The sequence below is a fragment of the Stutzerimonas stutzeri genome, from assembly GCF_024448715.1.
Lineage (GTDB): Bacteria > Pseudomonadota > Gammaproteobacteria > Pseudomonadales > Pseudomonadaceae > Stutzerimonas > Stutzerimonas stutzeri_AR.
Window position 1 is genome coordinate 252202 of record NZ_JAMOHZ010000007.1, and the last position, 13540, is coordinate 265741.

General features: G+C 59.5%; 12 protein-coding genes. 4 read left to right on the plus strand and 8 right to left on the minus strand.

Features of this window, described 5'->3' with window-relative positions:
* Nucleotides 1–10 precede the first annotated feature (10 nt).
* A complete protein-coding gene (gene sulA, locus NAV33_RS16735; protein WP_255982082.1) occupies nt 11–493 on the plus strand; it encodes an SOS-induced cell division inhibitor SulA in 483 nt (160 codons plus the stop codon).
* Between the two features lie 74 nt (nt 494–567).
* Here sulA and NAV33_RS16740 read toward each other — a convergent pair whose 3' ends face one another.
* The gene (locus NAV33_RS16740; protein WP_255982084.1) at nt 568–801 is read right to left on the minus strand and encodes a hypothetical protein; all 234 of its coding nucleotides are present in this window, start codon (nt 799–801) and stop codon (nt 568–570) included.
* Nucleotides 802–980: 179 nt separating this feature from the next.
* On the opposite strand from NAV33_RS16740, the gene NAV33_RS16745 reads away from it, so the two are divergent.
* Nucleotides 981–1835: a DMT family transporter gene (locus NAV33_RS16745; RefSeq protein WP_255982086.1), complete on the plus strand. Its 855-nt coding sequence runs from the start codon at nt 981–983 to the stop codon at nt 1833–1835.
* Between the two features lie 24 nt (nt 1836–1859).
* On the opposite strand, the gene NAV33_RS16750 is transcribed toward NAV33_RS16745, so the two are convergent.
* The 5 genes from NAV33_RS16750 to fadB all read right to left on the minus strand — a co-directional run bounded on the left by NAV33_RS16750 (nt 1860) and on the right by fadB (nt 9083).
* On the minus strand, nt 1860–2375 hold the full coding sequence (locus NAV33_RS16750) for a DUF6586 family protein (protein WP_255982088.1): 516 nt from the start codon (nt 2373–2375) through the stop codon (nt 1860–1862).
* A gap of 138 nt (nt 2376–2513) precedes the next feature.
* Nucleotides 2514–5123 (minus strand): type I DNA topoisomerase, encoded by a 2610-nt coding sequence (gene topA / locus NAV33_RS16755; RefSeq protein ID WP_255982090.1) that lies wholly within the window; start codon nt 5121–5123, stop codon nt 2514–2516.
* 311 nt (nt 5124–5434) lie between these two features.
* On the minus strand, nt 5435–5662 hold the full coding sequence (locus NAV33_RS16760) for a DUF1653 domain-containing protein (protein WP_045162552.1): 228 nt from the start codon (nt 5660–5662) through the stop codon (nt 5435–5437).
* A gap of 80 nt (nt 5663–5742) precedes the next feature.
* Entirely contained in the window at nt 5743–6918 is a 1176-nt protein-coding gene (gene fadA, locus NAV33_RS16765; RefSeq protein WP_255982092.1) for an acetyl-CoA C-acyltransferase FadA, read from the minus strand.
* 17 nt (nt 6919–6935) lie between these two features.
* Nucleotides 6936–9083 (minus strand): fatty acid oxidation complex subunit alpha FadB, encoded by a 2148-nt coding sequence (gene fadB / locus NAV33_RS16770; RefSeq protein ID WP_255982095.1) that lies wholly within the window; start codon nt 9081–9083, stop codon nt 6936–6938.
* A gap of 456 nt (nt 9084–9539) precedes the next feature.
* Between fadB and NAV33_RS16775 the strand changes: the two genes are divergently transcribed.
* Together NAV33_RS16775 and NAV33_RS16780 are read left to right on the plus strand one after the other, a co-directional pair.
* Nucleotides 9540–11573, plus strand: a complete 2034-nt coding sequence (locus NAV33_RS16775) for a S9 family peptidase (protein ID WP_255982097.1) — start codon at nt 9540–9542, stop codon at nt 11571–11573.
* Nucleotides 11574–11701: 128 nt separating this feature from the next.
* Complete coding sequence (locus NAV33_RS16780) at nt 11702–12064, plus strand: YgaP-like transmembrane domain (RefSeq protein WP_255982099.1); 363 nt, start codon at nt 11702–11704, stop codon at nt 12062–12064.
* Nucleotides 12065–12219: 155 nt separating this feature from the next.
* Here NAV33_RS16780 and NAV33_RS16785 read toward each other — a convergent pair whose 3' ends face one another.
* Nucleotides 12220–13206, minus strand: coding sequence for a succinylglutamate desuccinylase (locus NAV33_RS16785; protein WP_255982153.1), 987 nt, complete (start codon nt 13204–13206; stop codon nt 12220–12222).
* 10 nt (nt 13207–13216) lie between these two features.
* Nucleotides 13217–13504 (minus strand): topoisomerase II, encoded by a 288-nt coding sequence (locus NAV33_RS16790; RefSeq protein WP_019340650.1) that lies wholly within the window; start codon nt 13502–13504, stop codon nt 13217–13219.
* Between the last annotated feature and the right edge of the window lie 36 nt (nt 13505–13540).

Genomic DNA, 13540 nt, shown 5'->3' on the forward strand with positions numbered 1-13540 from the left:
GGAGAGGTTCATGCAGTATCAACCCCAACCCACCGCAGGCAAACCACCGCAGCTTTCTTTATTCGAAGGGCTGATCGCCCATCGATTGACACCGTTCGGAGAAATGGCCTGCGCCACCCCGCAGCCCGCCGACGATTGGCTGAGCGAAATGACCTTGAGCGGCAGCGGTGGTCATTGCCGTCTGTTGCTCGCCCCGATCCTGCGCGAGCTCAGTGAGGCGGCTGACACACGCTGGCTGACTCTGATCGCGCCGCCTGCATCGTTGTCGCAAAGCTGGCTACGGGAAACCGGGCTCAACCGCGACCGTATCCTGTTATTGCAGGCCCGCGAGACCCAAGGTGCACTGGAATTGGCGTGCAAGGCACTGATGTCAGGCTGCAGCCATACGGTGATTACCTGGTTGGGACGTCTCGACAGGACCAGCCGGCTGAAACTGCGCGCTGCGGCCGATCAGGGCAACGCGCAAAGCCTGAATGTACGTATGGGTAACTGAACCGTCTGATCTATCCGGCACATGGAAGTGCCGAAAAAACCCGCCCAGCCGCAATGGCAACCAGGCGATTCGCATCAGTGCAGCACGTGCGGCTCCTCTTCCCGCTCGAATTCCCCTTCCGATACTCGCCCTGCCATCTGCACACCGACGCTGAACATTGCTTTGGCAATTTCGACATGCTGCCCCTGCAGGAACTCCTTGGCATCGTCAGAGAAATCCAATGTGGCCAGCACACCTTCGTCCTCAGCGCGACGCAGCACAATGCTGCCATCGGGTAGCTCGACGATTTCCAGAAAAGACGTTGGCATGAGTCTGCTCCCCGTGAAAGGCGCGCATTGTACCAGCCGGTCAGAATGCAGACAGCCCTTGGCTTGATACGAGCGGCGGTATGCAAATGCACCACAGCGCCACTACACAGTAGGATGGCGTCTCATCGCGGTCTGGACAGCAATCGGGGCCGCGCCATTCGCTTCAAGGAAGCTGCCGAATGACCGCCAGAACGTTGCTGCTGACAGCATTGGCCATGCTTGCTTTCGCAGGCAACTCACTGCTTTGCCGTGCTGCATTGCGTGACAGCCAGATCGACCCTGCCAGCTTTACCGCGTTGCGCCTGCTGGCAGGAGCCCTGATGCTGTGGCTGCTGTTGTTCCTGCGTAAAGGATCTTCAGCGAAGTCCGGCAGCTGGTACGGCGCCGTGGCGCTCTTCGTCTATGCGGCAGCCTTCTCGTACGCCTACCTGCATCTCGATGCCGGTGCCGGCGCGCTACTGCTGTTCGGTGCAGTGCAGTTGAGCATGATTGCCTGGGGGCTAATCAGAGGGGAGCGGCTGCATCGCCTGCAAGTGGTTGGGCTGCTTTTGGCAGGAGGGGGGCTGGTCGCGCTTCTTCTGCCCGGTACGAGCACACCGCCTGTATCGGCTTCGTTGCTGATGGTGCTGTCGGGCATCGCCTGGGGCGCGTACTCGCTTTTGGGAAGAGGAACACCAGATCCGTTGGCCGCGACAGCTGGAAACTTCATCCGCACGCTACCGATTGCGGCTGTGCTTTGCCTGCTGGCGTTGGCCTGGCTGGAGTGGGATACGGCCGGTGTGATCTATGCGCTCCTATCCGGTGGGCTGATGTCCGGTATCGGCTATGCCATTTGGTACGCCGCGTTGCCCGGCCTCGCAGCCATACAGGCTGCGAGCGTGCAACTGAGCGTGCCCCTTATCACTGCGCTGGCTGGTAGTTTGCTCTTGGGGGAAACCCTGACCGGCCGCCTGTTGCTCGTCGGCCTCGCGATCCTGGGCGGTATCGCCTTGGTCCTGCGGGTCAAGCACAAGGTTCCAGCCAGAACCGAATAGCCAAACGCTTTCTCGCTTAGGCGCTTACCATTCGGTAAGCGATTCCCGAAAACGCAGCGCCAGGGCCTTCATGTTCTGCCGCCAAGATTCCACTTCGGCATGTGTCGGTACGGGCGCTTCCTCGCCCACGCTGACCGCCTCGATCAACGGCATGGCTGGGTCGGTCTTCGCCTTGACGGGCGCCCGAGGAGGCTCGAAGAGTGCCATATGGGCCTGCAGCAATCGCGCAAGCCAGGTCTCGGAATGTTCGGCCAACTCGATCAACTCAGCCAGCTCCGGACTCGGCGATGAGTTCTGCGAACGCGAAAGCAGTAATTCTGCGCGCGGCGCGTTCGCACCCGGTAGGCGATAGTAGCCGGCAATCTCGTGGCATAGCCCCAGCAGCGCGCCGTACAGATGGAACAGACTGGCTTCGCGCTCCGCCTGGATCAATCCTGGGGCATTCAGCGCGCCTTTTTCCTCGGCCCGTCGCCAGTTCTCAAGCGCCAGTCCGGCAAAATAGATTTTCTGATTGGTTCGGGTGTACAGCTCGTGAGCCATGGCGGTCGTTCTCATAGATCAGCGGGTAGCCGGAAAGCAAAAGTATGGCGGCAGGTGCAGGAATCGCCAGCTGAACATCGAGACTGCGGCTGCTTTCCTTCCAGCCCACAGCCTCAAGCGCCCTTATCGGCTTTTAACCTACTTGGTGCTTTTGTCTTCCACCTTCCACTTGCCGCCATCGAAGAACGCCTTCCAGCCCGTCGGTTTACCGTTGACCTCCGTCTGCACGTACTGCTCCTTGGTCTTGCGGCTGAAGCGGATAACGGCTGGGCGGCCTTCCGGATCTTTCTTTGGCGCATCGAGCAGGAAGTAGTACTTCGGATCGATCTCATCCTTGTGCGGAATGAGCTCCTGCACCAGCGGCGCACGTGTCTCGCGGTTTTTTGGGAACTGACTGGCTGCCAGGAACAGGCCCGATGCACCGTCGCGCAGCACGTAAGTATCGTCGACCTTCTCGCACTTGAGTTCCGGCATCTTCACCGCATCCATTTTCGGCGGTGCCGCCTCGCCGCTTCTGAGCAACTTACGTGTGTTCTTGCACTCGGCGTTGGTGCAACCAAAAAACTTGCCGAAGCGGCCCGTCTTGAGCTGCATCTCGCTGCCGCACTTGTCGCACTCGAGACTCGGGCCTTCGTAGCCCTTGATGCGGTACTGGCCTTGCTCGATCTCGTAACCGGTGCAGTCGGGGTTGTTGCCGCAAATGTGCAGTTTGCGGGTTTCGTCCAGCAGATAGGCATCCATCGCCGTGCTGCAGATCGGGCAGCGATGCTTGCCAAGCAACACACGCGACTCGGACTCGCCCTCATCGTCGGCAGCAATCTCGTCGCCCGGTATCAGGTTGACCGTCGACTTGCAGCGTTCTTTCGGCGGTAGGCTGTAACCGGAGCAGCCAAGGAACACGCCGGTGGAAGCGGTACGGATCATCATCGGCCGGCCACACACCTTGCATGGAATATCGGTCAGGGTTGGCTGGTTGGCACGCATGCCGGTATCGCTGGATTCGGCGACTTCCAGTTTCTTGCGGAAATCACCATAGAACTCGTCGAGCACGTGCTTCCACTCGCGCTCGCCCTGAGCGACATCGTCGAGATTCTCTTCCATCCCGGCGGTGAAGCCATAGTCCATCAGGTTGTTGAAGCTTTCCGAGAGGCGCTCGGTAACGATGTCGCCCATCTTTTCCGAATAGAACCGGCGGTTATGCAGGGAAACATAGCCGCGGTCCTGGATCGTCGAGATGATCGCTGCATAGGTCGACGGACGACCGATACCGCGCTTTTCCATCTCCTTGACCAGGCTTGCTTCGGAGTAACGTGCCGGCGGCTTGGTGAAATGCTGGCTTGGGTCGAGCTTGATCAGCTTCAGCCCGTCACCCTTGTTCATATCCGGCAATACGTCGTCTTCACCGCTCTTGCTCTGCTGCGGCATGACCTTGGTGTAACCGTCGAACTTGAGAATGCGACCCTTGGCACGCAGCTCGTAATTACCCGCCGTCACGGTCACGCTGGTGGACAGGTACTGCGCCGGCGGCATCTGGCAGGCCACGAACTGGCGCCAGATCAGATCGTAAAGGCGCTCTGCGTCGCGCTCCATGCCGGAAAGCTGCGTCGGGCGCAGGTTGACGTCCGAAGGGCGAATCGCCTCGTGCGCTTCCTGCGCGCCTTCCTTGCTGGAGTAGAAGTTAGGCTTCTCCGGCAGGTACTTATTGCCGAACTCATCTTCGATGAAGCCGCGAACCATGGCCAGCGCATCGGCCGATAGGTTGGTCGAGTCGGTACGCATGTAAGTGATGTAGCCCGCTTCGTAAAGCCGCTGCGCCATCATCATGGTCTTCTTCACGCCGAAACCGAGCCGGTTGCTCGCCGCCTGCTGCAGGGTCGAGGTGATGAACGGTGCAGAAGGCTTGCTGCTGGTTGGCTTGTCTTCACGCTTGGTGACGCTGTAGCTCGAATCCTTGAGCTGCTCGAGCGCAGCCATGGCATGGGCTTCGTTGAGTGGCTTGAAGGCTTCGCCGTTCTCGCGGGAAACCTCGAATCGCACCTTGGCATCGCCAGCCGTGGCGAGATCGGCGTGCACTTCCCAATACTCTTCCGGGACGAACGCACGAATTTCACGCTCGCGCTCAACCACCAGTTTCACGGCAACCGACTGTACCCGACCGGCCGAAAGCCCACGTGCGATCTTGGACCACAGCAATGGCGAGACCATATAGCCCACCACGCGATCGAGAAAGCGCCGCGCCTGTTGGGCGTTGACCCGATTGATATCGAGATCGCCCGGCTTGGAGAACGCTTCCTGAATCGCTTTCTTGGTGATCTCGTTGAACACAACGCGCTTGTAGCGGCTGTCTTCGCCGCCGATCGATTCGCGCAGGTGCCAGGCGATCGCCTCCCCCTCTCTATCCAAGTCGGTCGCGAGATAGATGGTGTCGGCTTCCTTGGCCAGTCGACGCAGCTCGTCGATCACTTTTTCCTTGCCCGGCAGGATTTCATACTTGGCTTTCCAGCCATGTTCCGGATCGACGCCCATACGGGTGAACAACTGGCGCTTGGCCTTTTCCTTGGGCGAGAGCGCAGGTGCCTCGGCAGCCGCAGCCTTGCCACGCTTGGCCGGCTCGCGAGTACCAGAACCGCTGGTAGGAAGGTCGCGGATGTGGCCGATACTCGACTTCACCACGTACTGGTTGCCCAAATACTTGTTGATTGTCTTGGCCTTGGCCGGTGATTCCACGATGACCAGCGATTTACCCATGGAGAGGAGAGTTCCTGAATCGAGAGGTGAACTGAGAAATTTGATCGGCAGTGCGTAACGTCGTATGCGATGCGCAGGCTGCCAGAAAGAAGCGAAGCAGCACGTTCCAGAGCTGCACAGAGCACTCGTATGCTCCGGAAAATCCTTCGTATCCACGGTCAAAATCCGTTGGCAGCATCACTGCCTAATGTTTTTGTACCGTCCGAAACAGAGTGGAGTCGCTTTCACTCTGTCCGAAAAGCACCGCTATATATAGTGGCGGTAGAGCTGAGGTCAAGCGCAAGGGTTAAGCCAGCTTGCCCAAACAGCGCTTAAAAACGGCTGGGTTCGGCTTCAATCAGAGCGAAACGGGGAAGCGTTTCGCCATCGACTTCTACCGTTTCGGTGAACATTGAAAGCGGGCGTACCCAAAGGCCGAAATCCCCGTATAGCGCCTGATAGAACACCACGGATTCTTCTGTCTCGGAATGTCTGGCGACCGCATATACCCGATACTCGGGTCCCTTATAGTGACGATAACGACCGGGCGTAACCTGCATGACTACTGCCTCTGGAAAAACAACTACCTATAAAAATGAAAACCGGGGCACGAGGCCCCGGCTTCCTTGTCCCGAACAGCTTAGACGCGTTCGAACACCGTGGTGATACCTTGACCCAGGCCAATGCACATCGTGGATACGCCAAAAGTACCGCCGTTCTGCTTCATCACGTTCAGCAGCGTGCCGGAGATACGTGCGCCTGAGCAACCGAACGGATGGCCCAGCGCGATGGCACCGCCGTGCAGATTGACCTTCTGCTCCATCTTGTCGAGCAATTTGAGATCCTTCAACACAGGCAGCGCCTGAGCCGCGAACGCCTCGTTGAGCTCGACGAAATCGATGTCGTCCATCGTCAGACCGGCACGCTTGAGCGCCTTCTGGGTGGCCGGCACCGGGCCGTAACCCATGATCGCCGGATCGACACCGGCCAGCGCCATGGAGCGGATCACGGCCATCGGCTGGATCCCCAGATCCTGTGCCCGCTGTGCCGACATCACGATCATGCAGGACGCACCATCGGTGATCTGCGAGGACGTACCCGCCGTTACAGTGCCGCCCTTGGGGTTGAAGGCAGGCTTCAGAGCCGCGAGGCTTTCCAGCGTAGTTTCCGGACGAATGGTCTCGTCATAGTCGAAAATCTTGAGGAAACCGTTCTCGTCATAGCCCTGCATCGGGATGATTTCATCCTTAAACAGGCCTTCGACGGTCGCCTTGTGCGCCAGGCGGTGCGAGCGCTCCCCGAACGCGTCCTGCTGCTCGCGGGTGATGCCGTGCATTTTGCCCAGCATTTCGGCGGTCAGGCCCATCATGCCAGACGCTTTGGCAGCGTACAGCGACAGCTGCGGGTTCGGGTCGACGCCGTGCATCATGCCGACGTGGCCCATGTGCTCAACACCACCGACGACGAACACATCACCGTTACCGGTCATGATCGCCTGAGCGGCGGTATGCAGCGCGCTCATCGACGAACCGCACAGACGGCTGACGGTCTGCGCGGCGCTGGTGTGCGGAATGCGGGTCATCAGCGACGCCATGCGTGCAATGTTCCAGCCCTGTTCCAGGGTCTGGTTGACGCAGCCCCAGATCACATCTTCCACCTCAGCCGGATCGATTTTCGGATTGCGCGCCAGCACACCATCGATCAGGTGCGCGGACATGCTCTCGGCGCGGGTGTTGCGGTGCATGCCGCCCTTGGAACGACCCATCGGGGTACGGCCGAAGTCGACAATGACGACGTCTCTCGGATTAAGGCTCATATCTCTCTATTCCTCGATTAACCGTAGAAGCGCTGGCCGTTGGCAGCCATCTCACGCAGCTTCGCAGTCGGTTGATACAGCGGGCCCAGGTCGGCGTATTTGTCGGCCAATGCTACGAACTCGGCAACACCGATCGAATCGATGTAGCGCAGTGCACCGCCGCGGAAGGGTGGGAAGCCGATGCCGTAGATCAAGCCCATGTCGGCTTCGGCAGCGGTTTCGACGATCTTGTCTTCCAGGCAGCGAACGGTTTCCAGGCACAGCGGGATCATCATGAAATTGATGATGTCCTCGTCGGTGACTTCACGCTGCTCGTAAACAATCGGTGCCAGCACTTCCTGGACGCTCGCGTCCACAACCTTCGCCGGCTTGCCGCGCTTGTCCATTTCGTAGCTGTAGAAGCCCTTGCCGTTCTTCTGGCCCAGGCGGTTGGCGTCGTACAGGGCATCAACCGCAGTGCGGCGATCGTCCTTCATGCGATCCGGGAAGCCTTCGGCCATGACGTCACGACCGTGGTGGCCGGTGTCCATGCCGACGACATCCATCAGGTAAGCCGGGCCCATCGGCCAGCCGAACTTTTCCATGACCTTGTCGATGCGGACGAAATCCACGCCTGCACTGACCAAACGGGCAAAACCACCGAAATAGGGGAACAACACGCGGTTGACCAGGAAGCCCGGGCAATCGTTAACCACAACAGGGCTCTTGCCCATCTTCTTGGCGTAAGCAACGGTGGTAGCGATAGCGGTTTCGCTGGTCTTCTCACCACGAATGACTTCCACCAGCGGCATCATGTGTACCGGGTTGAAGAAGTGCATGCCGCAGAAGTTTTCCGGACGCTTGAGCGCCTGAGCCAGCAGGCTGATGGAGATGGTCGAGGTGTTCGAGGCGATGATCGCGTCTTCACGCACCAGGCCTTCCACTTCAGCCAGCACCGACTGCTTGATCTTCGGGTTCTCGACCACGGCCTCGACGACGATGTCGACGTTGCCGAAATCACCATAGGAGGTGGTCGGGCGAATTGCATTGAGGGCTTCGGCCATCTTCGCCGGGGTCAGACGTCCTTTCTCGACGCGCTTGCCGAGCAGCTTGGAGGCCTCGTTCAAGCCCATCTGGATGCCTTCTTCGCGGATGTCCTTCATCAGGATCGGCGTGCCTTTGACAGCCGACTGATAGGCGATACCGCCACCCATGATGCCAGCACCAAGCACAGCAGCCAGCTTCACTTCGCGCGCCTGCTTGTCGTAGTTCTTGGCCTTCTTCTTCAGCTCCTGATCGCTGAGGAACAGGCCGACCAGGCTCTGTGCGACCGAGGTCTTGGCCAGTTTGACGAAGCCGGCGGCCTCGACTTCGATGGCCTTGTCACGGCCGAAGTTGGCGGCTTTCTGAATGGTCTTGATCGCTTCGACCGGGGCCGGATAGTTCGGGCCAGCCTGACCGGCGACGAAACCCTTGGAGGTCTCGAAGGCCATCATCTGCTCGATGGCATTGAGCTTGAGCTTGTCCAGCTTGGGCTGACGCTTGGCCTTGTAGTCCAGCTCACCGGAGATGGCGCGCTTGACCAGATCCAGAGCAGCGGCTTGCAGCTGATCAGGGGCAACGACCGCATCGACGGCGCGAACTTTCAACGCATCTTCAGCGCGATTTTCTTTACCGGAAGCAATCCACTCGACCGCGTTGTCGACACCGATCAGACGCGGCAGGCGCACGGTACCGCCGAAACCTGGGTAGATGCCCAGCTTGACTTCAGGCAAACCAACCTTGGCTGCGGTGGACATGACACGATAGTCAGCAGCCATGCACATTTCGAAACCGCCACCTAGGGCGATACCGTTAATGGCAGCGACAGTCGGAACGCCAAGGTCTTCGAAATCGCTGAAAATCTTGTTCGCTTCGAGGTTGCCGGCTACCAGTTCTTCGTCCGGCATCTTGAAGTTGTCAACGAATTCGGTGATGTCGGCGCCAACGATGAAAACATCCTTGCCGCTGGTAACGATCACGCCTTTTACCGAAGCGTCGGCCTTGATGGCATCAACGGCTTGGCGCAGGTCATTGAGAGTGAGGCGATTGAACTTGTTGACGGACTCACCCTTGAGGTCGAAATTCAATTCGACGATGCCACTCTCAAGAGCCTTAACCGTGATGGCTTTACCTTCGTAAATCATCAACTGATCTCCAGGTATGGAAGCTGAACGTTACGTGTCGCACGTCTTCGGTCCGAAGACCGTCACCGATACTGGTGTAGCGACACCCGGTGAAACGACACCCACCGACACGATAAGCCGGGCTGACGGCGTTTGCGTGGCAAACGCTCGATTCATACGCCCGTTTGATTTGGGTGAGCACACCTTCATGGAAAAGCGATCCGTTGTCAATCGGCCAACATACCGTTCGAGTGCGCCCGCCCAGGAATCAGACCAGTAAGACTAGCCAAGACCCCGGCTCGTGCGGCGCGTGATGTATCGTTTTGGCCCATCGATGCCCATTCACGCAGATGATCTGAGCGGTGACGCCAGTGAACCCGTGACGGTCAGCACCGTCACAAACTGACGATGCGCCTTGTACACTGGCCGCCCGCAATCCTCACGCAGCTGTAAGCCGCCGCGCTCCAGGAGTTCTGAATGTCCGCCCCCATTGCCCGAGTCGATAACGGCCAAGACCCATACAAGTGGCTGGAAAATCGCGACGCGCCCGACGTGCTCGATTACCTGAAGGCTGAAAACGCCTATCTGGAAAGTCAGCTCGTTGATCAGGCCGAGTTACGCGAGGCGCTGTTTCAGGAGATCAAAGGGCGCATCCGCGAGACCGACCTTTCACTGCCCTCGCCGTGGGGGCCTTGGCTCTATTACCAGCGCACTACCGCAGGTGATGAATATCCACGCCATTACCGCTGCCCACGACCGATGGACGGCTCGTTCAGCGTGGACGAGAACGCCGAACAATTGTTGCTCGACCCCAACGAACTGGCGGCAGGCGGCTTTCTCTCGCTCGGCGCATTCAGCGTCAGCCAGGACCACAGCAAGCTGGCTTACAGCCTCGACACCCAGGGCGACGAGATCTACCGGTTATTCGTAAAGGATCTCGCTACGGGTGAAGTCACCGCCCTGCCTTTCGATGATTGCGACGGCAGCATGACCTGGGCCAACGACCATCAAACCTTGTTTTTTGGCGAACTCGACGACACCCACCGCCCGCACAAAATCTACCGTCATCGCCTTGGCGAAACGGACTGCACAGAGGTGTATCACGATCCCGACGGCCGCTACTTCGTCCACTGCTATCGGGCCAGCTCCGAGCGTCAGCTAATAATTCTGTCCAACAGCAAAACCACCAGCGAAGCCTGGGTGCTTTCGGCCGATGAGCCCGACGGCCGCTGGGTTTGCCTGGCACCGCGCCAGGAAGATCACGAGTATTACCCCGATCACGGGCTGCTCGACGGCCAGTGGAGCTGGATCGTTCGCAGCAACCAGACCGGAATCAACTTCGCGCTATATCAAGCGCCTGAGAGCACACCGCAGCGCGAGCATTGGAAAGAACTGATCGCTCACCGGGAAATGGTGATGCTCGAAGACGTCAGCCTGAATGCCAGCGCCATCACGCTCAGCCTGCGCGAGTCCGGCCTGCCGATTGTCGAGGTCCGGCCGCAGGGCACCGCACCTTATCGTGTGCAGCTACCGGATGCGGCTTACAGCCTGCACGTGCACAACACCCTTGAGTTCGACAGCGCCGTCATCCGCCTGCGCTATGAGGCGCTCAATCGCCCCGCGCAGATTCGGCAGTTGAATCTGGCCGATGGCGAACAGAAGGTACTCAAGGAAACCCCTGTCGAAGGCCCCTTCGATGCCGACGCCTACGAAAGCCGTCGAATCTGGGTAACCGCAGCAGACGGAACCCAGGTGCCGATCAGCCTGGTCGGCCGTCGCGAAACCTTCGGCAAGCCCGCCCCGCTTTATCTCTATGGCTACGGCGCCTATGGCCACAGCCTGGATCCCTGGTTTTCCCACGCACGGCTATCGTTGCTCGACCGTGGCTTCGTCTTCGCCATCGCCCATGTACGCGGCGGCGGCGATCTAGGCGAGGCCTGGTATCGCGCCGGCAAGCTGGAGCACAAACCGAATACCTTCAGCGACTTCATTGCCTGCGCGGAAAAGCTGATCGCCGATGGCTACACATCACCGCAACAGCTGGCTATCAGCGGCGGCAGTGCTGGCGGCCTGCTGATCGGTGCCGTGCTCAATCTGCGCCCGGACCTGTTCGGCGCGGCAATCGCCGAAGTGCCTTTTGTTGACGTATTGAACACCATGCTCAACGCCGACCTACCATTGACTGTTACCGAGTACGACGAATGGGGTGATCCGAACCTCCCGGATGTGCGTGCGCGCATCAAGGCTTACGCGCCGTACGAAAATATCCGCACCCAGGATTATCCAGCGCTGCTCGCCGTCGCCGGTTACAACGATAGCCGGGTGCAGTACTGGGAAGCGGCGAAATGGGTGGCCAAGCTGCGCGCTAGCAAGACTGACGACAACCTTCTTCTGCTCAAGACGGAATTCGGCGCCGGTCACGGGGGCATGAGTGGGCGCTATCAGGCACTCAAGGATGTCGCGCTGGAATATGCGTTCGTGCTTAAGGTGTTCGGAATGGCGGCGCGCTAAGGGTGACGGGGTGGGCCTGCGTGGCGCACCCCGCAGTTATATGGCAGCGCAGATTGCCGACTTGCGGTGGGAACGGGCTCTAGGCGCCGGGGTCATTTATTCACACCACTGTTTCGGAGTGATTACCCATGAACAGGACATCGTCAAATCAGGCTTCGCAAAACGTGCACGGTTGGGAACGCGCAGCATCGATCGCTGGCGGGCTGTATTTCCTTGGCAAAGGGCTCGGACGTGGCGGCCTGGGCGGTCTGCTTCAACTCGCCATGGGCGGCATGGCGCTCGCGCGAGGAGTATCTGGCCACTGCGAAGCCAAACGGGTCCTCTGCGAGGTGAACGAGCAGGCAAAAATGGCCGAAGGCAATTCCCGCAGTATGCCGCTGGAGCGCAGCGAAACAGACGAGGCACGCCTGAAGGCAAATGCTCAGGCAGCCACCGGAACCGCGACAGTGACTGGTAACGATTCGCTCACCAACCCACCGACCGGCATCTGACCGCTAGCCGGCGCGCTTCAGTGGGAGCGCGCCCCGCGGTGATAACTTCTTGCCGCCCGCTTAAAGGTAAAATCTCCGCCCCAGAGTCGGGCCTCTCAAGAATCAAAACGGCCAAATTCGAAACCGAGCCGCTTTTCGTAAAGCGGCAGCATAGTTCAGTTGAGGGGCACCACGATCAAGCCGGCACGCTCGCCGATAGCGACACTGGCCATCGGAAACAGAATTCGCGCGCCCAGCTCTTCGACCACCCAGCGCACTTCATCGCCATCCTCGGCCAGCAAGGTACCGGGCGATACGGGCGTGAAGTTGTCGATACCAGCCGGCAGACGCAGCACAAACTGTTCGCTGCGCTTGATAATTTCCCTGGCCAACCGGAACTTCATCAACGGTCGTACCGGTCTTTTCTGTGACGGCTCAGTCGCCTCGATCCAGCATTGTGCAGCTTGTAGAAACTCACCGAGGCAATCAGGCCAGACGCCGCCTGGCGCTTCTGCCACTTCCAGGGTAAAGGCCTCAGCGCCGTGGCGTATCGCCGTATGAGCACTGAAGGTCGAGGACGGCTTTTCCTGTAGCAGCACTGCATCAACCGCTGCACGCTGAAGGCGTTGTAGGCTTTCCTCAGAAACTTCGCGCCCAGCCACCCATGGGCACACGGCGAACTGCGGCAACTTCGATGCGCGCATGGCCGAATGTAGATCGTAGTGCCAGCGCCTGCGACCCGGATCATGAAAGAAACCCGTCACCAGCGCTTCCAACTGCGACGCGCGCCGCGCCTCTTCGCTCGAATCATCCTCGTGTGCACCGCAGAAGAGCCGATTCAGATCCCGGCCGATCAAACGCACGCCCTGACGCATCGCTGGCGCATTGCAGAACAACAGAAGCAAGCGCACACGAGGACAGATCTCGCCGCTCCCGATCGCCTGCACCAGGCGGTCAAGCAGTTCAATCGGGATAATTTCACAACCGTGGACACCAGCGGACAGCACCAGGTCCAAACCTGCGTCCAGGCCAGTAGCCGGCGTCACCTCAAGCGCGCCTTCGCCCAGCCATCGCAGCTTGGCTCCGTCAGTCGTCCATTGGACCTTCTCACGAGGCTCGCGCCCGGCCAGGGTCAGCTCCAGCAAACCACCGAGCGAGAGCATGTCGGCGCGATCAGTGATCGTGGTTGCAGTCCGGTCCATGAACGTGATCATCGTCGGCGGACTCGACCGGTTCCATCTCGAGCTCGAGGCTGACCAGGTTAGTCGCGAGCGGACGCAGCAGCAGATTGGCGTATTCGGTGTCGCCATCTTCGACGTCGACGCCAATCATTAGCTGATTATTGCCGACCTGCTGAATCCAGACTTCACGGCCCTGCCACATAACGGCGAAGCGGGTGCAGGAGGTCTCCAGCTGAGTGCCGTCTACGTCTTCCAAGATCAGTTGCAGGCTATCGCTCATGGTCAATGTTCTCGATGAAGTGAAGAAGACAGGACG

Excerpts from the sequence above, each read along its gene's own strand:
- sulA (WP_255982082.1), top strand. The coding sequence starts at position 11 with ATGCAGTATCAACCCCAACCCACCGCAGGCAAACCACCGCAGCTTTCT.
- NAV33_RS16740 (WP_255982084.1), bottom strand. The coding sequence starts at position 801 with ATGCCAACGTCTTTTCTGGAAATCGTCGAGCTACCCGATGGCAGCATT.
- NAV33_RS16745 (WP_255982086.1), top strand. The coding sequence starts at position 981 with ATGACCGCCAGAACGTTGCTGCTGACAGCATTGGCCATGCTTGCTTTC.
- NAV33_RS16750 (WP_255982088.1), bottom strand. The coding sequence starts at position 2,375 with ATGGCTCACGAGCTGTACACCCGAACCAATCAGAAAATCTATTTTGCC.
- topA (WP_255982090.1), bottom strand. The coding sequence starts at position 5,123 with ATGGGTAAATCGCTGGTCATCGTGGAATCACCGGCCAAGGCCAAGACA.
- NAV33_RS16760 (WP_045162552.1), bottom strand. The coding sequence starts at position 5,662 with ATGCAGGTTACGCCCGGTCGTTATCGTCACTATAAGGGACCCGAGTAT.
- fadA (WP_255982092.1), bottom strand. The coding sequence starts at position 6,918 with ATGAGCCTTAATCCGAGAGACGTCGTCATTGTCGACTTCGGCCGTACC.
- fadB (WP_255982095.1), bottom strand. The coding sequence starts at position 9,083 with ATGATTTACGAAGGTAAAGCCATCACGGTTAAGGCTCTTGAGAGTGGC.
- NAV33_RS16775 (WP_255982097.1), top strand. The coding sequence starts at position 9,540 with ATGTCCGCCCCCATTGCCCGAGTCGATAACGGCCAAGACCCATACAAG.
- NAV33_RS16780 (WP_255982099.1), top strand. The coding sequence starts at position 11,702 with ATGAACAGGACATCGTCAAATCAGGCTTCGCAAAACGTGCACGGTTGG.
- NAV33_RS16785 (WP_255982153.1), bottom strand. The coding sequence starts at position 13,206 with ATGCTCTCGCTCGGTGGTTTGCTGGAGCTGACCCTGGCCGGGCGCGAG.
- NAV33_RS16790 (WP_019340650.1), bottom strand. The coding sequence starts at position 13,504 with ATGAGCGATAGCCTGCAACTGATCTTGGAAGACGTAGACGGCACTCAG.